The 23,076-nt window shown below is 39.8% G+C and carries 15 protein-coding genes and 2 tRNA genes; 5 read left to right on the top strand and 12 right to left on the bottom strand.

Annotated elements, in window-relative coordinates; all coding sequences use genetic code 11:
- Window positions 1-69: 69 nt before the first annotated feature.
- The 4 genes from ACYVHJ_RS22000 to ACYVHJ_RS21985 are packed head-to-tail and all read right to left on the bottom strand — an operon-like array spanning window position 70 to window position 2,615.
- Complete coding sequence (locus ACYVHJ_RS22000; protein WP_339902380.1) at window positions 70-861, bottom strand: amidohydrolase; 792 nt, start codon at window positions 859-861, stop codon at window positions 70-72.
- 37 nt (window positions 862-898) lie between these two features.
- Window positions 899-1,447 carry a peptide deformylase gene (def, locus tag ACYVHJ_RS21995; protein WP_339902381.1) on the bottom strand — a complete coding sequence of 183 codons (549 nt, stop codon included), beginning with the start codon at window positions 1,445-1,447 and terminating at the stop codon, window positions 899-901.
- Entirely contained in the window at window positions 1,444-1,857 is a 414-nt protein-coding gene (ruvX, locus tag ACYVHJ_RS21990) for a RuvX/YqgF family protein (RefSeq protein WP_460519332.1), read from the bottom strand. Before ruvX ends, def begins: the two co-directional genes overlap by 4 nt.
- Window positions 1,857-2,615 carry a hemerythrin domain-containing protein gene (locus ACYVHJ_RS21985; RefSeq protein ID WP_460519329.1) on the bottom strand — a complete coding sequence of 253 codons (759 nt, stop codon included), beginning with the start codon at window positions 2,613-2,615 and terminating at the stop codon, window positions 1,857-1,859. The genes ruvX and ACYVHJ_RS21985 overlap by 1 nt, the downstream gene beginning before the upstream one ends.
- 173 nt (window positions 2,616-2,788) lie before the next feature.
- Here ACYVHJ_RS21985 and ACYVHJ_RS21980 point away from each other — a divergent pair, with 173 nt between their 5' ends.
- Window positions 2,789-4,420: a S41 family peptidase gene (locus ACYVHJ_RS21980; protein WP_339902384.1), complete on the top strand. Its 1,632-nt coding sequence runs from the start codon at window positions 2,789-2,791 to the stop codon at window positions 4,418-4,420.
- Window positions 4,421-4,541: 121 nt separating this feature from the next.
- The gene (locus tag ACYVHJ_RS21975; RefSeq protein ID WP_339902385.1) at window positions 4,542-4,943 is read left to right on the top strand and encodes a VOC family protein; all 402 of its coding nucleotides are present in this window, start codon (window positions 4,542-4,544) and stop codon (window positions 4,941-4,943) included.
- A gap of 68 nt (window positions 4,944-5,011) precedes the next feature.
- On the opposite strand, the gene ACYVHJ_RS21970 is transcribed toward ACYVHJ_RS21975, so the two are convergent.
- Window positions 5,012-6,964, bottom strand: a complete 1,953-nt coding sequence (locus ACYVHJ_RS21970; RefSeq protein ID WP_339902386.1) for a M1 family metallopeptidase — start codon at window positions 6,962-6,964, stop codon at window positions 5,012-5,014.
- A gap of 246 nt (window positions 6,965-7,210) precedes the next feature.
- On the opposite strand from ACYVHJ_RS21970, the gene ACYVHJ_RS21965 reads away from it, so the two are divergent.
- Complete coding sequence (locus tag ACYVHJ_RS21965) at window positions 7,211-9,037, top strand: TonB-dependent receptor plug domain-containing protein (RefSeq protein WP_460519324.1); 1,827 nt, start codon at window positions 7,211-7,213, stop codon at window positions 9,035-9,037.
- A gap of 173 nt (window positions 9,038-9,210) precedes the next feature.
- Here the strand turns inward: ACYVHJ_RS21965 and ACYVHJ_RS21960 are convergent, their stop codons facing one another.
- The 7 genes from ACYVHJ_RS21960 to ACYVHJ_RS21930 form a co-directional block, all read right to left on the bottom strand.
- The gene (locus tag ACYVHJ_RS21960) at window positions 9,211-10,431 is read right to left on the bottom strand and encodes an alginate lyase family protein (protein ID WP_460519321.1); all 1,221 of its coding nucleotides are present in this window, start codon (window positions 10,429-10,431) and stop codon (window positions 9,211-9,213) included.
- Window positions 10,432-10,801: 370 nt separating this feature from the next.
- Window positions 10,802-12,430, bottom strand: a complete 1,629-nt coding sequence (locus ACYVHJ_RS21955; protein WP_460519318.1) for a sulfatase family protein — start codon at window positions 12,428-12,430, stop codon at window positions 10,802-10,804.
- Between the two features lie 12 nt (window positions 12,431-12,442).
- Entirely contained in the window at window positions 12,443-13,903 is a 1,461-nt protein-coding gene (locus ACYVHJ_RS21950) for a sulfatase family protein (RefSeq protein ID WP_460519315.1), read from the bottom strand.
- Between the two features lie 62 nt (window positions 13,904-13,965).
- Entirely contained in the window at window positions 13,966-15,456 is a 1,491-nt protein-coding gene (locus ACYVHJ_RS21945) for a RagB/SusD family nutrient uptake outer membrane protein (RefSeq protein WP_339903442.1), read from the bottom strand.
- Window positions 15,457-15,469: 13 nt separating this feature from the next.
- On the bottom strand, window positions 15,470-18,886 hold the full coding sequence (locus ACYVHJ_RS21940; RefSeq protein ID WP_460519311.1) for a SusC/RagA family TonB-linked outer membrane protein: 3,417 nt from the start codon (window positions 18,884-18,886) through the stop codon (window positions 15,470-15,472).
- A gap of 54 nt (window positions 18,887-18,940) precedes the next feature.
- On the bottom strand, window positions 18,941-19,846 hold the full coding sequence (locus ACYVHJ_RS21935; RefSeq protein ID WP_460519308.1) for a FecR family protein: 906 nt from the start codon (window positions 19,844-19,846) through the stop codon (window positions 18,941-18,943).
- A gap of 113 nt (window positions 19,847-19,959) precedes the next feature.
- Window positions 19,960-20,556 (bottom strand): RNA polymerase sigma factor, encoded by a 597-nt coding sequence (locus ACYVHJ_RS21930; protein ID WP_460519305.1) that lies wholly within the window; start codon window positions 20,554-20,556, stop codon window positions 19,960-19,962.
- A gap of 823 nt (window positions 20,557-21,379) precedes the next feature.
- On the opposite strand from ACYVHJ_RS21930, the gene ACYVHJ_RS21925 reads away from it, so the two are divergent.
- Both ACYVHJ_RS21925 and ACYVHJ_RS21920 read left to right on the top strand, forming a co-directional pair.
- Window positions 21,380-21,454 (top strand) — tRNA-Val (locus tag ACYVHJ_RS21925).
- Between the two features lie 188 nt (window positions 21,455-21,642).
- Window positions 21,643-21,717: transfer RNA gene (locus tag ACYVHJ_RS21920), tRNA-Val, on the top strand.
- Window positions 21,718-23,076: the final 1,359 nt, after the last annotated feature.

Genomic DNA, 23,076 nt, shown 5'->3' with positions numbered 1-23,076 from the left:
TCCCCCTTTTTTTTAAAGGGGGATCAAGGGGGATTTATCACGAAATCTGAAAACTATTCCGAAACCGAGTCAATCAATAGAAAATCCATCCGCATCTTTCCAAGCAGGGAACTTGGTCCTGTAATCCAAAAGTGCTTTCCCATCCAAGGTTACCAAGGAAATCTTAGCAGTTTCCCCACATTGAATCAATTCATCACCCTTGTATCCATAGGCAGCAGAATGGCCACAATAACTTACCCCATTGCCATCTTCACCAACACGATTCACCCCAACACAGTAACATAGGTTTTCAACGGCCCTTGCCCGGAGCAATGCATCCCATGCAGTGACTCTGGATGCCGGCCAAGAAGCAATATAAAAAATCAAATCATAGTCCATCTCTCCCTCTGAAGTAGAAGCATTTCGAGACCAGAGTGGAAATCTCAAATCATAACAGATTTGAGGGCGTATTTTCCAACCCTTGCAGGTGAAGGTTTTATTTTCCATTCCCATGGAAAAATAATTGTCTTCTCCGGCCATGCGAAAGAGGTGGCGTTTGTCATAATGAAGCAGCTCACCTTCCGGAGTAGCCCAAAGCAAGCGATTGTAATGCTTTCCATCTGCTTTGATGATCACACTGCCGGTAATGATGGATTTCAACTGTCCGGCCATTTGAAGCAACCATTTTGAAGCATGCAGGTTCATGGGTTCCGACTGATCCTCTGAATTCATGGTAAAGCCTGTGGTAAACATTTCCGGCAAGACAATGATATCTGCCTTTTCTTTCATTGCCCACAGCTTTTCCTCAAACATGGCAAGATTAGCGGCACTATTTTCCCAATAGATATCTGTTTGAACTAATGCTAAAGTAAGATTTTGCATGATAAGAATTTAAGGGTAAGCAATCAATGAGCAAGGGTCAGGGGTACATCATACGGTAGTCTGTAGGGACCTTTCCTTTGCTTATATCCACCAATTTACCCTTTACCATTCTCCTTTTGAGCCCTTTTAGGTAATCAACAAAAAGTATACCTTCCAGGTGGTCGTATTCATGTTGAATCACTCTTGCTGTCATGCCAGAAAACTCTTCCTCTTGTAGGTTCCAGTTTTCGTCAAAATATTCAATGGTTAATTTTTCAGGTCTTGTGATCTCTGCTCTCACCTCAGGAATGCTCAAACAACCCTCCTCAAAAACATACTTGTCTCCATACTCATCAAGAATAATAGGGTTGATAAAAGCTTTCCTTATGCCTTTCTCTTCATCTTCCTCATCAAGCATAAGGTTACTATCCAAGACAAAGAGGCGAATTCCTTTGTTGATTTGGGGGGCAGCAAGTCCCACGCCATTCGCTTTGCCCATAGTTTCAAACATGTCATGAATTAACCCGCTCACATCGTCGCCTTCACGAATTTCTTCTGCTTCTTTCTTAAGTACCGGATGACCGAAAGCTACTATAGGGTATATCATTTTCTATCTAAATAGGTTTGTAAAATTATAGCGGCACTAATTTTATCCAAATTGCCTGCTTTTTCTTTTCTATCTTTTTTCTTGCTCCCCATATTGATCATGGATTGCATGGCCATCTTGGAAGTGAAGCGCTCATCTACCAATTCAACATTTATCTCCGGGAAGGTTTTCTTTAGTTTTTTCTCCAACGAAATGACTGGCCGAGTCATATTGGTGTCAGTTCCATCCAGGGATTTAGGCCATCCCAAAACAATTGTTGATACCTCCTCGATTTTTGTATAGCGCTTCAAGTAATCTAACAATTGATGTGTGGGTATAGTTTCTAATGGGCTCGCTACAATCACCAATGGATCGGTAACGGCTAAGCCTGTACGCTTAGTTCCTAGGTCAATGGCCAAAACTCTACCCATCAATTGTTCTTTATTTGCAAACGAAGTCTTCTCAAAACTTCCCGCTCAAGTTCTACAGCCTTAGGAAAGAGCAGGTCATTTTCAATTTTTGCGTGAATCATTAATTCCTTCTCCAGCTTTTGAAGTTCAATGAAAAGCACCCGCATAGAAACGCTTGCTGTACCTGAGATCTCATAATCATTGGTGAGTTTTCGAATGCCTTCCATTTCATCATCATGGGCATCATGTTCATCTGCCATTTTCTGAATAGAGGGGAGTTCAAACACTTTTATGGCTTCAATTAAGGGGATGGCACCACTTTCTATCTCATGCAAGTAAGCGATTCTCTCAAATAAAGTGTCTTCCTCTTCATGAATATGGTGAATAAAATCATCAACAAATAATGGAAACATCAGCCGAAGGTCTGTAATCAAGCATTTTTGTTGCTCTTCCATTGCTATACCCTCCACCAAACTGGTAAGAAAAGGCAAGGCTTGCCTGATAAAATGCCTGTGCTTCTTTTTAAGATAGCCTACCAAAACCCCAATAGGATGTAAAAAAAGCTCATCCTTGGTTGGCTCCACCCTACCGGCCCACTCTTCCAATTCTGCGATTACCTGAAAAGGGTTTACTTTGTACTTGGCACAGACTTCTTCCAAGGAGTGCTGCTCATGCTGAAAAAAACTTATGCCGAAATAGTGAAGCACTTCTGCTAAAACATGGTTTTCTGTAACCAATTCTGCAATGGATTTTCTATGTTTGTTTTTGGAAGAGTGCATTGTCACAAAATTAAAAGAAATAAACGTAAAAAAAGTAAGTTATAGCACCGATTTTAAAAATATTACGTTTATCTAAACGAAACGCCTTCAATACATGTTTAATTGTAATATTGGCAAAAAACAATTAAATTAAACGATGCTTTTCTTTGCATTAAAATATAAATAGGAATAACGTGAGCATAAAGAAGAATACAAAATCACAAATACGATTACCCATTTTTTTGGCTTTGGGTATTTCAGCAGGGATTTGGATAGGAGCTACCTTTGCAGCCCCCTCTTCAGACAGGAATGATTTAAAGTCTGCCATTTATAAACTGCAGGAGATCATTACTTATATCAATAGGGATTATGTGGACAGTGTAGACACCAATGAGTTGGTAGAGTTTGGAATAGAGCAAATGCTGGGAAAACTTGACCCTCACTCCAGTTATATCCCCGCCGAAGATGCTGCCTTGGCTAAATCTCAGTTAGAAGGAGAATTTGATGGGATAGGAATTGAGTTTGGTATTTTGAGAGACACCATCTATGTGGTATCCCCGCTTACAGGTGGCCCTTCAGAAAAAATAGGCCTGCAACCGGGTGACCAAATTATCAAAGTAGACGGTGAAACGGTAGCCGGTACCGGCGTTACCAATAGAGATGTATTTGATCTATTGCGTGGACCTAAAGGCAGCCAGGTGGAAATTGCCATCAAAAGAAAGCATGAATCAGACCTTCTTGATTTTAATATCACTCGAGATAAGATTCCGCAATACAGTGTGAATGCTTCATATATGATAGATGGCCAAACAGGCTATATAAAAATCACAAGGTTTGCAGCCAATACCCATGAGGAATTCCGGAATGCATTGCAAGAATTGAAGGGAGAGGGTATGGAACGCTTGATCATCGATCTTCAGGGTAATCCCGGAGGCTATATGGGTGCCGCCATTAATATTGCTGATGAAATGTTGAAAGACAAAGCGGTTATCGTATCCCAAAAAGGAAAGTTAGACAGGTACAGCCAGGAAGCATTTGCTGTACGACCCGGCGCATTTGAAGAGGGTTCTGTGATCGTATTGGTCAATGAAGGAAGTGCTTCAGCATCTGAAATTGTGGCAGGAGCCATTCAAGACAACGACAGAGGGCTGATTGTAGGTAGAAGGTCCTTCGGTAAAGGACTTGTTCAGATGCCTATTGATTTATCTGACGGTGCTGAGTTGCGCCTTACCATTGCGAGGTACTACACCCCTTCTGGCAGATCCATCCAAAAACCTTACGGAGAGAATGATGAAGATTATGCCATGGATTATTTCAATCGTTTGGAACATGGAGAATTTTACAGTGCAGACAGCATTGATTTTAATGACAGTTTAAAATACGAAACGCTTAAAGGAAGAACTGTTTATGGTGGAGGAGGTATCATGCCGGATTATTTTGTTCCGATGGATACTAGCATGTCAAGCTCTTATGTCAACAGGTTGTTTAGATCTGAATCGTGGAGGGAATATATCCTGGATTATTTGGACACCAATAAGAAGAAATTCGATAATATGCCATTTGAGGAGTACAACGAGAACTTTGAAATCTCTGATGCCATGCTCAACGATCTGGTGAAAATGGGAGAAAAATACAAAGTTGAGTTCAATGAAAAGGATTTTAATAAATCGAAGCATTATTTGCAGGTACTCCTAAAAGCCCATATGGCAAGGAATATTTACGATGATGATGCCTTTTACAAAGTTGTAAATGAAGTCAATGAAATCTACCAGCAAGCCATCAAGCTGCTGGAAAATGCAGAAACTTTGGCTTTCTTTAAAGAATAAGCTATATCTCATTAATAAGCCGGAGGAATGAAACCTCCGGCTTTTTTTATATATTTTTGTCACTAAAAGGGTTGTTTAACCTTTTAAATCTTCCATCTTTAACTCAAATCATCCATTTTCCATGAGTGAATTTGCCCAATTAAAAGTCAATCACGTTGCGATCTATGCCAAAGACCTCAAAGAAACCAATCAATTTTACGAGGAAGTAATCGGATTACCTAAAATTGAAGATCCTTTTAAAGACCATCTACATACCTGGTTTGGCATGGGGTACGGCCTATCCATCCACGTAATCGAACGTGAGGTTCCCTGGGAAGAGCAAAACATAGACAGAACCAACCACCTTTGCTTTTGTGTAAAAAACATGGATGCGTTCATAAATAAACTAAAAGATAAAAACGTTCCTTTCGGAAATTCAGAAGGCCTCAATGGAAAAGTAAACCTGCGCCCTGATGGTATCCGCCAAATCTTTTTTCAAGACCCTAACGGTTACTGGTTAGAAATCAATGATGATTTTGAATAGATAAAGTTTTAATAACAAGGATATGATAAATAAAAAGGAGGAACTAAAATGCCCCTCCTTTTTATTCCTTATTTATAAATTTCACTTGGCCATTTATCATTGCCTATATTGATATCCGGAAGAATTTTTTCAGGATCAATCTCAACTCCTACAAGCTGCTTATCAGATTTGTGTTGGTAATTCCAGCTATCTCCTCTTTGCCAAATCTCTACAGGCAACATGATAAGCTCTTTACTTCCATCTGCATAAGTAAGCCCAAGCTTAACTGGCATTGGCACCCCTCCTTTATTGCTTAAGATAACCACTTGATCATTGCCATAAGGCACCACATTTTCAATGGCCAAATCAATATTATCTGTACCATAAAACCAGGATTTCCAGAACCATGAGAGGTTTTCTCCTCCCACATTTTCCACAATATTAAAAAAATCATTGGGTGTAGGGTGTTTGTAGGCCCAGGCCTCGATATAAGCCTTAAAGGCATTGTCAAATCGTTCTTCACCCAATATATACTCCCTCAATAATAACAAACCGATGGCAGGTTTCATGTAGGCAATCATGCCCAAATTAGAGGTATTGGCTACATCAGGATAAGTATCAATTCCTTCTCTGTCCTCACTGTTAAACCAGTTGAGGTACTTTCTAGTTTGTTGCATAGTGGATCCATATTCCCCATCATTGAATGCTTCAGAACTGTAATGGTTAATGAAAGAATTGAAGCCTTCATCCATCCACGCATAACGTCTTTCATTGGAGCCAACAATCATAGGAAACCAATTGTGTCCAAACTCATGATCAGTAACACCCCATAGCGAGCCTTCTTTGCTTTTATAGCTACAGAAATTTAGCCCCGGGTATTCCATTCCGTTAATATCAGCAGCCACATTAACTGCAGAAGGATAAGGATATGGAAACCATTTATTGGAATAATGCTCAATAGACGCTTTGCTGTATTCTGTAGACCTGCTCCAGGCATCTTGCCCATCACTTTCTTTAGGATAGGCAGATTGTGCAAGCGCGCTTTTTCCTTCCGGTAAGTTAATTTTAGCGGCATCCCAAATAAATGCACTTGAAGAAGCAAAAGCTACATCTCTGGCATTTTCTATTTTAAAATGCCAAGTCAAGGCTCCCTCTTGCTTGGGCCTGGTTAATTCCGGCTTGTTCACTTCCTCCGGCTTTACCAGATAAACTGTTTCCTCACTATTCTCCGCTTTTTCCAGTCGATCCAGTAGGGTGTTATTCAATACTTCTTTAGGATTTTGTAAGGCGCCGGAACCTACTACAATATGGTCATAAGGCACCGTAACTTGGTAGTCAAAGTCTCCATAGTCCAAGTAAAACTCACCTGCTCCAAGATAAGGTTCTATGTTCCAACCCTCCACATCGTCAAATACAGCAACTTTGGGATACCATTGAGCCAGCGCATAAATGGTACCATCTTCCACAGCCAATCTACCCATTCTATCCATTCCTTTTACAGGAATTTTAAACTCAAAATTCATGGAAATGGTGGCTTGTCCGCCTTTTGCCGGAATAGGCTCATCAAAAAAGACCTGCATACGGGTATCTGTAATGATGTGTTTGGAAGAAGCCGTACTTCCTCGCTTGTTTAATTTGGCTTCAACATTATTGATGGCAAAGCCTCCATCAACATCTCCTGAATACCTGTTCCCTTGGATGGGGGTAGTCAGTGTCCCTCTGGAATCTGCTTTAAACCTGTTTTGCTCCAAATGCAACCAAACAAAAGGCAGACTTTCAGGGCTATTGTTGGTATAGGTAATGTCCACCTTACCTGCTATAACATGTTCTTGCTCATCCAGTGTTACTGAAATTTTATAATCTGCTTTATTTTGCCAGTAGTCCGGCCCCGGCTTTCCTGAAGCAGCCCTGTAAGCTGAACCTTGCCTATAAGTAAATTCGTTGAAATCATTTTGGTTATTTTCAGTCACCTGGGCAGAGACCCAATTGGCAGAAAACAATAAGGCTACAATCAGCCATTTGCTTAGATGATTATATTTCATAGTTCTTTTTTTTGCTAAATTAAAAGAATCGCCTCATATAAGAGGGGTTCAATCAAATAAATCCTTTCTTCAATTGAATGCTTTTGGCCATATATTGCTTTCTCGCCCTCAAATTGGTAAAAGTTTATTTTGTTAATTAGAAGTACTATTCATCTATTTTTTACCTGACCTGCTTAAACTCCTACAATCTTCGGATTTGTATTTGTAAATTTTTGAGGGGTAATTTGAGGCGCAAATAACAATCCTATGAAATATCACCTAATAATTGCTTTTATATTCATTGCCACTTCGGTATCAATTGCCCAGAATGATAGCACCATTCATGAGCTCAACGAGGTAATCATAAAGGAGAATCGCATGGAAATTCCGTTTTCCAAAAGTTCTAGAAACATAAGCATTATCCATAGAAAGGATATTGAAACCGCCCCTGCACGCAGTCTGCAGGAAATATTATCCTTCACACCGGGGTTGGATGTGAGACAAAGAGGCGTAAGTGGCGTACAGGCAGACATTGGCATTCGCGGTGGTTCTTTTGAGCAAACCCTAATGTTGGTCAATGGAATCAAACTTTCAGATCCACAAACCGGCCACCATATGGTCAATATTCCGGTACCACTAGCTAGTGTACAGAGAATTGATGTCCTCAAAGGGCCTGCTTCCCGAATCTACGGGCAAAATGCTTATGCAGGAGCTATCAATATAATTACAGAGCTTCCGGAAAGTTTTAACCTACAGGCCGGATTATACGGTGGTGACTTTGGGATGAGAGGTGGTTCTTTGCAGGTTTCCTTACCAATCGGAAAATTCAAACAGAGCCTGGCCATATCCCATGATGCCAGCGATGGTCATTGGCACAATAGTGATTATTCTATCCATACCATTTTCTATGAAGCGGGAATTGATTTGAATGATTTTCAGGAGCTAAAAACCATACTTTCCTACGCCAACAGAGATTTTGGTGCCAATGGTTTTTACACAAGTTCATTCCCTGATCAGTATGAAAGTGTACAAACAGGCTTGGCAGCCATCAGCCATACACTAGAAAAAGGCAACACTTACCTGCAGTCAAGGGCCTATTGGAGAAGCAATAAAGATGAGTTTCTATTGAAAAGAAATGACCCCTCTTTTTTCCAAAACCAGCATACTACAAATGTTTACGCAATTGAAATCAATGGACGCCAAGAAACCAATTTCGGCACCTTAGGCTATGGTGTGGAAGGAAGACAAGAAAAAATTGACAGCAATAATTTGGGACTGAGGGAAAGGACCATCATGGGAGCCTTTTTGGAACACCGAACCAACTTCTCCCAGCATGGGGACATCAGAGCCGGACTTTATTCCAACTATTACTCAGAATATGGATGGAAGCATTTTCCCGGTGCTGAGCTGGGCTATCAGCTTAATCCTTGGCTTAGGACTTATGCCAATTTTGGTGTAAGCTTTAGAATCCCAACCTATACCGACTTGTATTACGTAGGGCCAACGAATATTGGCAACGACATGCTGGAACCTGAAAAAGCCGTCAATTATGAAGCAGGTTTTAAATTATCAAAAAATGGGTTCAGGGCTGAGCTGGTCTACTTCAACAGGCATACAGACAACCTGATAGAATGGACCAGAGAAGATCCCGAAGAACCTTGGAAGCCGCAAAATTTTAATGAAGTAACATTCCAAGGCTTAGAGACAGGGTTTCAGTACAGATTTGAAAGCACCCAACATAATTTCCAATTGCGAGAGGTAAGTTTAAGTTATAATTACATTGATGCCAACCTCATAGAGAAAGAGGGTATGGAAACAAGGTACTCTTTAACAGCGCTTAAACATCAGCTAATTTCCGGCCTTCAACTGGCCTTCAAAGAAAATATTGAATTGACTGCCAAAATGCGGTACATCGAAAGGATGAGCTTGGACCCTTATTTTCTACTAGACGCCAGATTGGATTTTAACCGCCTAAAGAAATTCAGCTTTTTTGCCGAAGTTTCCAACATTAGCAATACCGATTATATTGAAGCAGGAACAGTACAAATGCCCGGAAGATGGGCAAGGGGAGGCATGAATTTCAGGCTAAAATAAAATGGCTATAATTAAAAATAAGTTTAACCCGGACGATAAAATAACCTGAGTTCGATTTAAATACTTGTTGGTAAAAATTGGTCATCCTGTCCCAAAAAGGGATCGCAGTGACGGCGTAGCCGATTTTTAAGAATTTAAATCGAACCGGGGTTAATAGATTACCTATTTCGGATTTAAAATAAAGGATGGGTCAACCTGCCAAAAAGCGCCAAACGCTGGCCTGAAATATTTCCGGGTCCACAGTCTTTGAGGGAGCGAAGCATTGCCGGATCCTTATAATAATCATAAGCCATATACAAGGCATTGATTCGATTTGGGGTAAAACAGTGGGTACCTTTGGGATTATCTATTACAAAGTGATAGGCTTGGAGAAGGGAGCCGGAACCATCTTTTTCAATATTGTCATAAATAGAATGGTCACCCAATCTTCTTAAAAATTCGGCATGTGCTGTGAGATGCTCGATATAAGTCATGGTATAATGGGTACCACTGCCATCAGTAGGCAGGTAATCACCATCTATGGGATCATCCCCTCTTCGGATTTCCTCAGGGATCGCACCATTGGGTAAAATCCCCCAAATATTCACTTTGGCATCTAACTTCCAATCATCAGTCGTTTTCTGTCGCCCTATCTGCATGGCATTGTGTGCGGCAAAGGCCTCTTTGGGACTTAAGCTTAAAGCTTTGGGACTAATTTCTTCAAGCTTCCAGTCAGGATGATCCATCAGATAATAAGCAATGAGTGCAGCTGAAAAAGAGCCTGCCACTCCCCAGTTGTTTTTCCTATAACGACTTGCCCATGCTACTTTGCTGTACATGACATCCCTTAACCAAATCTGGTAAGTTAGCTTATCCTTCGATGTCCATTGGCCCCATCCTTCGAGCAGGTCTGCCGCATAAATATAAGGTGTCCCACCTCTGGCAAGGTTCAGTATGCCCTGCGCACCCCAGTCAAACTTTGGTTCCTCTGCATTTTGGTAATTGTAAGTAGAGCTAAGGTCTAAAATTAAGCCTTTTGCTTTTTGGGCGTAGGATTCATTCCCTGTGAGATGCCAAGCGATGGCCAAACCATAAACTAGTTTGCCTCCGGTAGAACTCAGTTGAATAGGGTTAGAGGAACTTCTGCCCACCACCTTGACCTCATCCGGGAGTGGTTCCCACTGTTCAGACGCTTTGTTTAAGTCATCGATAAAGCTTAGAAACTCATTTCGGTTGGTGTGATAGGGCTCTATTCCTTTATTGGCTTTTTCTTTAATTTGCAAAAGTTCTTTGGGGGAAACCAACACACCGATTGGCCTGCCAAGCCTTTGATTGCTTGTAGACTTTGGTTTGGTACTTGCACAGAGAAAGGCGACAACCAATACCGATAACAGTAAAATTTGCTTGATGCGCATTGAATTTGACTTTATTAAATTAACTGAATTTTGTTTACAGCAGGTTTTAATCCGGATTATGTAATAGGATTCGTAATGCCTGTCCTGAACTTTCTCAGGGAGTGTTGCAATCGCAAGAAAATCAGACTGTTTGGAAATTTTAGCATAGCACCGCTATGGTGAAATTGAAAACAGCAACGAAGTGGTTGATTTTAAAGCCATTTCAGCACGTAATAGAATGTCTATTGCATATTTCGGGTTTAATTGAGGTAAAACCTAAAATTAACCCTTTTCTTGCTTCTCCCAAAGGATAAATATAAAAGCCCCAATCATTGGATTATAACCGTTGATTGGGGCCTTCGGACTATCTAAAGAATTTTTTTCAGTCTTTTTATTTTTTTCTAGCTTCCAGATAGGCTTCCAGGAATTTTTTATCATTGGCATCACTATCTCCATATTTTTCCCTTAACTCAACCAATCTTTCATGCATCATGGTCCTTACCTCTGCATGATCCGGATCATCGTAAATATTGTTCATTTCCATAGGATCCTCTTTTAAGTCATACATTTCCCATTCATCAATATCATAATAAAAATGCATCAACTTGTACCGGTCGGTAGCCACCCCATAGTGACGTTTTACCATATGTACAGAAGGATATTCATAATAGGTATAATAAACGGCATCACGCCACTCTCCTGATTCCCCACTCACCAGTTTTCGGAAAGACTCCCCTTGCATTTCTTGAGGGGCATCAATTCCGGCATAATCTAGAAAAGTAGGCGCAAAATCTAAATTCTGCACCAGCTTGTCAATTGTGGTGCCGGGTTTAATTTCCTTAGGGTAACGCACCAACAAAGGCGTTCTGAAAGATTGCTCATACATAAATCGCTTGTCAAACCAACCATGTTCACCCAGGTAAAATCCTTGGTCTGAGGTATACACCACAATGGTGTTTTCGGCCAAACCGTTAGCTTCTAAATAATCCAACACCTCTCCTACTCCATCGTCCACAGATTTAATGGTTCTCAGGTAATCTTTAATGTAGCGGTTAAATTTCCAATGTGCAATTTCTTTCTTTTTTGCATCACTAAAAGTAGACTCATCCCCTTGACCAAAGGCCTTTAAGAAGGCTTCATTTTTAGGATCATAGGCGGCTTTCCATTTGGCCAATTGATCCGGATTGAAACGCTTTAACTCATTACTAAAGCCGGTACTGTCACCATAGGGATCTACCACCATCTTAAAATCATGTCCCCACTGCGCATGCCCGTCAATTTCCATTTCCTGGGTTTTGGCCGCAGTGCCTCTATTTGCATAATTGGTTTCCTGGTCATAAAAATTTGCGGGTGGGGTAAAGTCTTTGTCGTCATACAAGGTCAGGTATTCCTCAGCAGGCTTCCAGTTTCTGTGAGGTGCTTTTTGGTGGTACATCAATGCAAAAGGTTTGTCTTGGTCCCTTCCGCTTTTCAACCATTTCAATGCTTCATCTGTAGTAATGTCGGTTACATATCCTTCAAACCTTTTTCTTTCCCCATCTACAAGAAAATCGGGATTGTAATAATGTCCTTGACCGGGAAGCACCATGGAATAGTCAAAGCCCTGAGGCAATCCATCCAAGTGAATCTTTCCAATCAAAGCAGTTTGATAACCATTGGCTTGTAATAGCTTTGGGAAATTATCTTGATCCCAGTTAAAAGGCTGCACATTGTCTACCTTACCATTGATAAAGCTGTGTTTACCGGTTAGTAATACGGCTCTACTAGGCGCACAAATGGAGTTGGTCACAGTAGCTCTTGTAAAGATGGCCCCTTCACTGGCTATTCTGTCTATGTTAGGAGTTTCATTCAATCCATGCCCATAGGCACTAATGGCCTGATATGCATGGTCATCTGACATGATGAATAAAATATTGGGTGGTTTTTCATTTTCATCTTGCGACTCTTTGGTATTACATGCCATGGCGAAATAAGTAAGCGCTACGATGTAAAAGACTATTTTAAGTTTACAAAAATTCATTTCGTTTATTGTTTAATTTGTTTTAACTCTTCCTGGTTCTCTTCGATTTTTCCCGGTAATCTCTAGCAAGTCATCACCAAGGTCTTCTCGTACTTTATTGGCCAAAGCTGATAATTCGGCTACAATTTCAGGATTTTCATTCTGAACATCATAACGTTCTCCGGGATCTCTTCTAAGATCGTATAAGGCCATTTCTGATTTAACCTGCTTCGTCCCTCCATTCACACCATTTTTTCCTGATGAAGACCCTTCATAGGTTCTGTGCACATGTGGAAAAACCAGCTTCCAGTTGTCTTTCCTAATGGCTTCTAAGGCATTTTTTTGGTAGTAGTAATTAAAAGTTTTTCTTGGATTGGCTCCGGGTTTGTTTTCCCAAAGTTCCAAAATACTTACCCCATCAATTTTTCTCTTCGGTAAAGGCACTTGCAAAATTTCCGCAAAAGTCGGGAAAAAATCAATTGTCGAGGCCAATTTATTATTAATTGTTCCTGCAGGGATCCTCCTCGGCCATTTTACAATACAGGGAACCCTTTGACCACCTTCAAAACTAGTTCCTTTACCTTCTCTTAAACCTCCTGCAGAGCCTGCATGATCACCAAAGTTTAGCCAAGGGCCGTTGTCAGAAGTGAAAATTACAATGGTATTTTCAGACAATTCATTTTCATCCAAGGCTTTGACTATTTCTCCAACCGACCAATCTATTTCCATGATCACATCTCCGTACAAGCCTTGTTTACTTCTCCCTCTAAATTTTCCCGACACTGCCAGAGGCACATGGGGCATGGAGTGAGGTACGACCAATAAAAAAGGACCCGATTTATTTTCTCTTATAAACCTTGTAGCTTCTTCTGTATATAGGCTTGTTAAATTTGCCTGATCCTCCAGATCTTTAATATAAGCTCTGGTGCCATTTCCTTCCAAAAGCGGTAGTTCGGGATAACTTGCTTTCCTTGCGTGGGTTTCCGGAGTTGCCAAATGCATGTCATAGGTCCACTTCCACATGTCGTTGGAATAGGGAAGGCCTACAAATTCATCAAACCCTTGCTGCAAGGGAAGAAAGGGCCTAAGGTGACCCAAATGCCATTTTCCAAATATGGCTGTTTTATAATCACCAGCTCTTTTCACCAACTCGGCTAGCGTTTCCTCCTCAGGATTTAGTCCGATGCTGGCATGTGGATTTAATGCCCCACTTAAACCGATCCGGTTAGGGTAAGTGCCTGTCATGATACCTGCTCTGGATGCACTACAAACAGCCTGAGCCACTTCAAAGTTGGTGAAACGCATGCCTTCATTGGCTAACTTATCGAGGTTAGGCGTCTCAAAATCAAGTGCTCCATAACTTCCTAAATCACCATACCCCAAGTCATCTGCATAAATCAATACAATATTAGGATGTTCAGCTTCTTGGCTCCATACAAGAGAATGTGAAAACAGACCGATAAAGGCAACGGAATACAAAAACTTCTTATACATAATTTCGATGGGTGAAAGAAAAGAGAGTGCAAGGGTATGCACTCTCTTAAATTGGGATAAGACTAATACCCGGGGTTTTGGGTAAGTTCTGGATTTAAATCAATTTCTCTTTGCGGAATGGGCATTAAAACCATATGGTCTTTAATATTTTGAGCCAATTCCACCTTGTTTGATTCAGCAACACTTGCTTCATAGGCAGCATGGTCTTTCATCCGTTGAATAAACCTGCCTGTTCTAACCAAGTCAAACCAACGATGTCCTTCCATGGCCAATTCTTTGTGTCGTTCCTCATAGATAAGGGTTCTCATATCGTCTGGGCTAAGCCCGGAAACATTGTGCGATGTTGAATTATAGGCCCTTTCCATCACCCTATTGAGAGGGATTGCAGCTTCCTCGGTCTGCCCAATTTCGTTCAATGCCTCAGCGTACATCAACAAAGCATCTGCATAACGAATCACATTCATATTGGCATCGCTATTGCCTGGATTGCTTTCATTTTCTTCCCAATATTTTGTGAAAATTGGAATGGTAGCGGTGTGAACCGAGCCATCAAGAAGGCTTACAAAATCAGTTCTAAATGTTCCGCCTTTCCTTTCATCATCTTCAGTATACCTGTCATAAAGATCTCTTGTTGGTATATCCGCTTCATTTGAATTGACCAAACCTAAAACAGCAAATCCTCCGGGTAAAGAATACTTTGGCCCTTGCAGCACCATGGCAGAATTCCCATTCCCCGGGGGGTCCATAAACTCAATTCCAAAAACCATTTCTTTTCCGGTCTCCGTACCCGGCCGCCAATTGTCCCGATAATCTTCATGCAAACCATACCCATAATCTCCTTCATTATTGATTACCTCGGCCAATTTCTCTGCTGATTTATTGAAATCTTTCATGGTCAGGTAAACCTTCCCCAATAGAATTTTGGCAGCTCCCTTAGTGGCTCTTCCTATATTATTTTCTGCGTAAATTTCAGGTAAGCTACTCTCTGCATCCATCAGGTCATTGATAATTTGTTGATAAACCTCAGCACTTCCAACCCTGGGCCCTAAGGCATCTTCTACTGATTCTAGCTTTAAAATAAGCGGCACATCTCCATAGAAACGAACCAAATTGAAATAATACAAGGCTCTCAAAAATTTAGCCTCTCCAATCAGCCTGGCTTTTACTGTTTCATCCATCTCTATACCAGGAATATTAATAATAGCGATATTTGCTCTGGCAATTCCATCATAATTTTGTTGCCACATGGTACGGGTAAATTGGTTTTCTGAGGTGTGCCTCAAGTATTCAAGGTTTTGAAGGTATTGATTGGGCATTCCCAAACCATTTTTTTCGGTATCCGCAGGGAGATCATTCAAAATGAACATATTTCGTTCATAAATGTCATAGAGTTTTCTATAAACAGCTGTCACGGCCGCTTCTGCATCGGACTGACTACTGTAAAAATTTCCGATGACGAATCTATCCTCCGGTGACTCTTTCAAGAACTCATCCATACATGATGACGAACTTAAGATTAGAAAAAGAAATGCTATGTGTTTTATATTTTTCATGTTTATTTGCGATTTATTGGAAGTTAATTTTGGCCCCTATCATAAAAGTTCTGGACTGTGGGTAGCCTCCAAAATCTTCTCCTAACTGAAGGTTGGTTGCCCCACGGTAACTTACTTCCGGATCATATCCGGAATAGTTGGTGAAAGTAAATAGGTTTTGACCTGTAATGTATAACTTTAACCCACTTAATGCCTTGATTTCAGAAGCAGGAAAAGTGTAACCCAAGGTTAGGGTTTTGATTTTTAGATAGGATCCATCTTCCATGAATACATCACTAAATACTGCTGACCTATTGGTAGTGGCCTTGGGATATACATCACTCGGATTGCTTGGTGTCCACCTGTTGACTAAATCACTGTAAACATTCTGTCCTCCTGAAGGCAACTCTAATTCCATGGCGTTGTAATTAAAAATATCTGCACCATATGAAAACTGTGTAAAGGCATTCAATTCAAACCCTTTATAGGATATGGTATTGGTAAATCCACCAAAAAAATCAGGGTTTGGATCTCCAATAATTGCCCTGTCGTAAGTGGCATTGACTACTCCATCAGGAACGCCATTTGGTCCACTGATATCCAAATACCTTCTTCCTCCAACCCAGTTGGTGGGCCCTACTGGTCCGGCAGCCAGTTCTTCGGCATTTTGGATGATGCCATCTGAAACATACCCATAAAACAAACCAATGGGCTGGCCAACAATTAAACGGTGGACTGAACCGGTTTTTAAATGGCCGTCTCCCCCTCCAACATCCTTATAACTTTCACCACCCAATTCTAATACTTTATTACGATTGAAAGAGATGTTAAAGGATGAGGTCCACTTCAATTCAGTTTGAGCCAAGATATCTGCACCAATCATTAGCTCTACCCCTTGGTTTTGAATACTTCCTATATTTTGTAAGGAGGAGCCAAAGCCGGAAACATAAGGCACAGCCACATTATAAATCAAATCGATGGTTTTTTTGAAATAATAATCGGTTGTAAACCTTAATCGCTCATCAAAAAAGCCAAAATCCAATCCGAAGTCAAATTGCGAGGTTTTCTCCCATCTCAAATTGGGGTTAGGGATTGAATTGGGATAAAAACCTGTTGCCAATGTTCTTCCGATAGTGTAAGTAGTATTCGTTAAGGTAGGCAATGAGTTGTACAAACCGATCTCTTGGTTGCCCGTAACACCATAACTCACTCTTGCTTTAAGATTGGAGAAGGTATTCATATTTTGAATAAAATCTTCCTCAATCGCTCTCCAAGCCAATGCTCCGGAAGGAAAAAATGCATACTTGTTATTCTCACCAAACCTGGAGGATCCGTCTATCCGTCCATTTAAGGAAAGTAAATATTTCTCATTAAAGTTATAATTGACTCTACCCAGATAGGAAACCAAACTCCATTCAGTTTTAGATGAGCCAGGCTGGTTGTAAACTGAACCAGAACCTAAAGCATTTTCTTCCAAGGAGTTGTTTACAAAATCCTGAGAAGAAGCCCTTAAACTTTCATAGAAATTCTTCTGAAAAGTAATGCCTCCCAAGAGAGAAACACTATGCATATCATTGATTTTTTTATTCCAACTCAAGGTGTTTTCGTTCAACCAATTCGTTGTATACCCACCATTGACAGTAGCTTTTGCGATACCATTGGACTCAAAAATACTCGTAGGAATAAATGTATCAAACTTGGTATTTACGAGATCAGTACCGAAGGAAACTTTCCCCACTAGGTTTGGGACAAATTCATATTCACCGAAAATATTCCCCAATACCCGTAACATGGCACTTTCCCTCACTTGTTCGAGGGCAGAAGCAACAGGGTTTGGGTAGATAATTCCCGGGCTGTTAACCTGGGTATATATTCCTAGTTCTTGGTTAGTGTACACCGGTAAAATTGGGTTAAACTTCATGGCGCCTGTCACCACACCTCCGGATCCACCAGCATCTGTTGGCACGGCATTCGACAAGGTTTTGCTTACATTAAAATTGGTACCTACCTTAAACTTATTGCTTATATTCCTTGCGATATTAACTCTACCGGAATAGCGTTTAAAACCCGAATTGATAATGACTCCTTCTTGGTTAAAATAATTTCCTGATACTGCATAGTTGGTCTTTTTATCACCACCGGAAAATGACAACTGATAATTCTGCACAGGCGCAGCTCTAAATATCTCTTCTTGCCAATCTGTACCTTTCGGGTTGGCCTGAAGTTCAGCCATCTTATCAGCACCATACACAGGGCTTAAGCCATCGTTGGTGTAAGCCTCATTGACCAAAGTAGCATAATCGAATGCATTCATCACGTCAATTTTCTGAACCACTTTTTGTACACCATAATATGCATCAAAGGAAACCTGATCACGCCCTTCTTTACCACTCTTCGTTGTAATCAAAACCACCCCATTGGCAGCTCTTGCTCCATAAATTGCCGTCGCAGAAGCATCTTTTAGTATTTCAATAGACTCAATATCTGCAGGGTTGATGGTGGACAAACCGCTCATCCGAGCATTGCCTCCTGTTTCCCCAAAACCTGACCCGCTATAAACCGGAAACCCATCAATTACATACAATGGTTCATTCCCACCTTGAAGTGAACTGGAACCACGAATTCGTATAGAAGCGACAGCTCCGGGCATTCCTGATGTTTGGGTAACCATGACTCCCGAGGCACGACCAACAAGTCCTTGGTCAATCGAGGTGATAGGAGTTTGCTGAATTTCACTGGCCTTAACAGATGATACAGCCCCTGTTAGGTCACTCTTCTTTACTGCCCCATAACCAATAACCACCACTTCATTCAGAGAAGCAAGGTTATCAGATAAAGTGACATTTATTTCTGTTTGTGTCCCAACGGCTACTTCTTGCGGACTAAAGCCAATAAAAGAAAACTCTAAGACCGGATTTTCTACATTGTTAGGAATGGTGATACTATAAGCACCATCCAGGTCAGTTACAGTACCAATATTGGTTCCTTTCACCATTATCGTGGCCCCGGGAAGAGGCTCACCACTTTCTTCAGTAATTACGCCTTTGATCACTGTATCAAAGCGCAGCTGGGAATGATCAAGTTCATCTTCCTCCTTCCCAATTATTTCTTCACTTGAAAAAATAACGATATAATCTTTCCGCAATTCTTTATAGCTCACCCCTAATGGTGCAAGCAATTCTTCAAGACCCTTCTCCCTATCTCCTGATAAAGAAGGAGAATTGACCAATTGGTGATCCAATAAATCTTTGCGATACAAAAATGAAATCCCATAATGGTCTCCAAATTGCTCCATGGCCTTTTTAAAAGTCATGGTTTTTGCTGTTTTATTCGGCTGTTTTTGGTTGTCAAATTCATTATAAGAAAGCAACTCCTGCCCTAAGGAATATTGGTTGTTTCCTAAATAAAACAAGCACAGCAGCAAGGCTATGGTGTAATAATAATTTCTCATAAATTGGGTTTTTATTGTTAATATTAATTGAGTTTTGCACTATTTGAGTTTGTCTCAGTTGACAAAAACCGTATCTCCTTCCATATGTATTCTTAGGTTTGTTGCCAATCTTAAGGCTTGTATCAAAACATTGATTTCATTTGAAGGGACTTTTCCTTGAAGGATTATTTCCTTGTCTGAATTCTTTTTAAAGACTACTTTCTTTCCGTAAACTGTATTGATAATCTGAGCCAGGTCTCCTAAGGTTTTGTTGTCCAAAACAATATAATTGTCCTTCCAAGAGGTGTAGCCTTCTGTTACAACTGAGCCATGTTCCACCTTAAAATTCATTTTATCATAACTCATGTACTCTCCCGGGATTAAAGGTATAGTGGTCTCAGTAGATAAAATACTAACCTGTACACTCCCCTCTTCCAATACTACCACCTCTTGATTAGCCCTGTCAATTACGTTAAATTCTGTTCCCAAAACTTCCACCTTTAAGTGCTCGGTAAAAACCTGAAATTTCAAATCGCCATCTTTTGTTTTTTGTTTGACCACATCGAAAAAGGCCTCTCCATTCAAAGAAACCTTCCTTTCCTCTAAAAACCACCAATAAAAACGGGAGTACTCTAATAAAGAGTTTCCATTGAGTGTTACCTTAGTTCCGTCCGGTAATTGAACACTTGCCACCTCTCCGTAGGCCGTTTGATGACTTACCTTATCAATACTAATGACAGCCACCAAGCTTACAACTAAAATCACAGCTGCTGCTGCATACCTAAAAATAATGGCTTTCCAATTTTCCATGGCAACATATTTAGTCTCAAGGCCTGCTTCATCGGTTGCTATCCTTTGCAGTAATTTGCTTTTTTCTTGGGCAAGGACAGTTTTCGACAGCGAGCGATTGGCAAAAGAAACCTTGACAGGATTTTCTGTTTCTTTCCTCAGGTCGTCAAATATTGGTTTGGATTTTTTCAATTTTTAGAATATTCGGTCTTTTAATAAAATCAGCCTACATCACAGGCTTTTATATAAAGAGACTCATTCAAGGGTCAGATACTCAAAAAAATTGGGAAAAATTAAAATTAATTTTACATCAAACAAAAAAATGCAAGCAGAACCCATTCAAATAGACTGCCAATTAACGGGTTAGCGCGTAATGCTTGAAGTGCTCTTTGTAAATTATTAAGTACAGACTGGTAAGCAATCCCTTGGATTTGACTGATTTCCTCAATGCTTAATTTTTCATAATAACGCAAATAAATAGCTTCTTTCTGGCGAGATGGAAGACCATTTATCGCTTTTAAAAGCCTATCCTTCCTTTGCTCATTGGTTTCTACTTCTACTAAAAAATCTTCTTGTGAATATTGGAAGAAGATTCCCTCTACCTCATCGGAATACGCCCCACCAAAGCGTTGCTTTTTTTTGTTGGACTGTAGCAGATGATATAACTTCCGTTTCCCCGACACAAAAAGATACCCTTTGAGGGATTTAATTTCACCTAACTTTGATCTTGATGCCCATAGGTCCACAAATAAATCCTGCACAGCATTCTGCGCCAAATCTTCCTGCCGAGTAAACTTCAATAAATAATAATAAAGGCTTTCATAATATTGATCATAAATCATAGATAGGGCATCACTATTCCCTTTCTTTAACTCAAGAATAAGATCCTTTTCAACTTTCATTGATTAAAGTAATGATTTGTATACAGCATTGAAATCAACAATTCTAGGAAATTTTCCGGAAAAATATAACCCTCTTAATTGATCCTTCTTTAGGTTGAAAATTTCTTGATAATGTAATCTTTACTGAAACTTAGTTTCCTTTCTACTGAAGGAAAATATTCAGGCAAACGCTATTTGACTCCCTCCTCGCGGATAAGTTACATACATTTTTTAAAAGGAAAAAAAGCTACCTTTTATAGGATTAAGCGAACATTGTAAAAATTTAAGCAAGGCAGGGGTTAAAAAGCTTTTTTTTTGGTTGGAGTAATGTTTGGGAACCCTTTCTTTAAAATCATCACAGGTCGTTCCGATATAAAAACGGTTTTTGATGGTGGAAAACAATCCGGTAAATATTATGGATTCCTCCACCTTAGTTTTTTTATATCCTTGTGTCTTTAATCAAGCAAGAGATGAAAAACTGCATCAATGTAAATAATTCTCTTGAAGACCAAGTGAAAAGATGGCTCAAAATCATGGAAGAAAGCAAGTTCAGATGTGAAAAGATATTGTTCCAATTTTCGTAAGGGCTTGCTTTTTATATATCGCTTTACAATCCATATCCAACTTTAAATTGAAACCAATTGTATTACTGGACAACAACAATTTTAATTGGAAAAAAACTAAGTTTATTTTTGCAACATAAAAATTTAACGCTACATTTGCAATCCAAATCGGGTGATTTACCGCTTCAAATTGCTTTAAGCGCACTTCATTCGGAAAGATTAATTTACCAAATAGGGCTAATTAAAAGGTTAAATATAGCCTATAACTAGTTTAAAATATTGGGAGTTTAGCTCAGTTGGTTCAGAGCATCTGCCTTACAAGCAGAGGGTCGGGGGTTCGAATCCCTCAACTCCCACATTAAGCCTTTAAAAGTAAAGGTCGGATAAAAGTTCAAAATTATTTAAAATATTGGGAGTTTAACTCAGTTGGTTCAGAGCATTCCGATTTATATCGGAAGGGTCGGAATTTCGAAAACTTGGGTAAATTGAAGATTTATTCGGTAAATGTACCGAGAGATTTAAGTAATTAATAATAAAAAATATTGGGAGTTTAGCTCAGTTGGTTCAGAGCATCTGCCTTACAAGCAGAGGGTCGGGGGTTCGAATCCCTCAACTCCCACGGATTGAAACCCTAATTATCTATATTTTAGATAGTTAGGGTTCTTTTTTTTTTAACTGCGGGGCTAGTTATGGGGCTTTTAATTTAAGTTTTTTTAATTTAGAAATCTCAAATTTACAAACTCCTCCAATTCGGATAAGTTTAATTTTCAGTTTAGACGAACCAATCAACTGCCGGTTTAAATTCATAATTCCAGTCTATACTTTTTCATAAAGACCCCTATATCAGATACGTTATGCCCCAATACGCTCATGAACAATCTGAGACTAAACGAAGTATTTGCGAGTGAAAAAAGAAGAAAACAGTTTTAGCCCTGTAAATTCACATATACCCTGTCGAAGGGGGAGTAGCACCTAAACTGCTGGGATATATCCAGTGCCATTGGAGGTGGTCTGAGCACCAAACCTTCCCTGAAAAGGGATACTATATTAATCGAAATCAACCTACTACTTACTACAATCAAGGTGTAAATAATAGAATATCAATCAATTAACCTGAAGTAAGATAAAATAATAGAAGTTACTACACCCTACTACAAAAAGGGAATTTGTAGTAAGATGGTCTTTTTACATTTAAGAATATACCTTAATGAATATCAATTGATTAAACACCATATGTAGTAAGGTAGTAGGTGTAGTAGGTGGTTTTGACGAAAAATAAAATATTTAACTATGAATACCATGTTTAACAACAGAAGGGCAAGGCCCTAATTTGGACCAGCTGGGGATTAGATCCAGCAAAGTGAAAGAGGGTTATTGCTTTTACCTTTCCCTATACCGTGAGGAAAAGCTCCCTTCATTTAAAGTAGATCCGGCCACAAATTTATGGATGGATTGAAACAACGGCAAAAATCCTTATTTTATCTGGTTCTAAAGATGAATACGCAATTTCGGATGCGATTAGGGAAATAGCCTCCGTAAACGGATCCTCCTTTTTTCTTCACCAGTTGGATATTTCCCTAGCGGAAAAAACCGGGGATACTGGAATTACCGTCATCAAGACCAATTGTTCTAATTCAATAGGTAGATATTTTCATACGTATATTTATTTTTATATAGATAAAAAAATAATTATTCAACTAAATTACAATTCGAAAGCCGTTCATTGAATTCAATCTACAAACCGGAAAATTCCTTTTTGGACAACCATAAATCCGTTGTGCGCAGTCCTTGCAAGTTGTGTGTTTGTCTGAGAAAACCTAATGGTTTTTTTTCAACCAAACACCGACTCGCCCATCGCCTTAACTACGGCTTTGTAAGGGAGATGGGAGAAGAAAAATCCTCGCAACTCGGATTTTTTAGCCCGCAGGTTATAGAAGCCAGTAGGTTTAAGGTGTTAGTTTTACAGCCTCCAAGTCAG

Source organism: Cyclobacterium sediminis, assembly GCF_054781075.1.
Note: the sequence above shows the minus strand (reverse complement) of the source record. Positions and strands in the feature narration are given on the sequence as shown.

Bases quoted from the DNA above. Each gene is read 5' to 3' on its own strand.
- ACYVHJ_RS22000 (WP_339902380.1), bottom strand. From the start codon at position 861: ATGCAAAATCTTACTTTAGCATTAGTTCAAACAGATATCTATTGGGAA.
- def (WP_339902381.1), bottom strand. From the start codon at position 1,447: ATGATATACCCTATAGTAGCTTTCGGTCATCCGGTACTTAAGAAAGAA.
- ruvX (WP_460519332.1), bottom strand. From the start codon at position 1,857: ATGGGTAGAGTTTTGGCCATTGACCTAGGAACTAAGCGTACAGGCTTA.
- ACYVHJ_RS21985 (WP_460519329.1), bottom strand. From the start codon at position 2,615: ATGCACTCTTCCAAAAACAAACATAGAAAATCCATTGCAGAATTGGTT.
- ACYVHJ_RS21975 (WP_339902385.1), top strand. From the start codon at position 4,542: ATGAGTGAATTTGCCCAATTAAAAGTCAATCACGTTGCGATCTATGCC.
- ACYVHJ_RS21970 (WP_339902386.1), bottom strand. From the start codon at position 6,964: ATGAAATATAATCATCTAAGCAAATGGCTGATTGTAGCCTTATTGTTT.
- ACYVHJ_RS21965 (WP_460519324.1), top strand. From the start codon at position 7,211: ATGAAATATCACCTAATAATTGCTTTTATATTCATTGCCACTTCGGTA.
- ACYVHJ_RS21960 (WP_460519321.1), bottom strand. From the start codon at position 10,431: ATGCGCATCAAGCAAATTTTACTGTTATCGGTATTGGTTGTCGCCTTT.
- ACYVHJ_RS21955 (WP_460519318.1), bottom strand. From the start codon at position 12,430: ATGAATTTTTGTAAACTTAAAATAGTCTTTTACATCGTAGCGCTTACT.
- ACYVHJ_RS21950 (WP_460519315.1), bottom strand. From the start codon at position 13,903: ATGTATAAGAAGTTTTTGTATTCCGTTGCCTTTATCGGTCTGTTTTCA.
- ACYVHJ_RS21945 (WP_339903442.1), bottom strand. From the start codon at position 15,456: ATGAAAAATATAAAACACATAGCATTTCTTTTTCTAATCTTAAGTTCG.
- ACYVHJ_RS21940 (WP_460519311.1), bottom strand. From the start codon at position 18,886: ATGAGAAATTATTATTACACCATAGCCTTGCTGCTGTGCTTGTTTTAT.
- ACYVHJ_RS21930 (WP_460519305.1), bottom strand. From the start codon at position 20,556: ATGAAAGTTGAAAAGGATCTTATTCTTGAGTTAAAGAAAGGGAATAGT.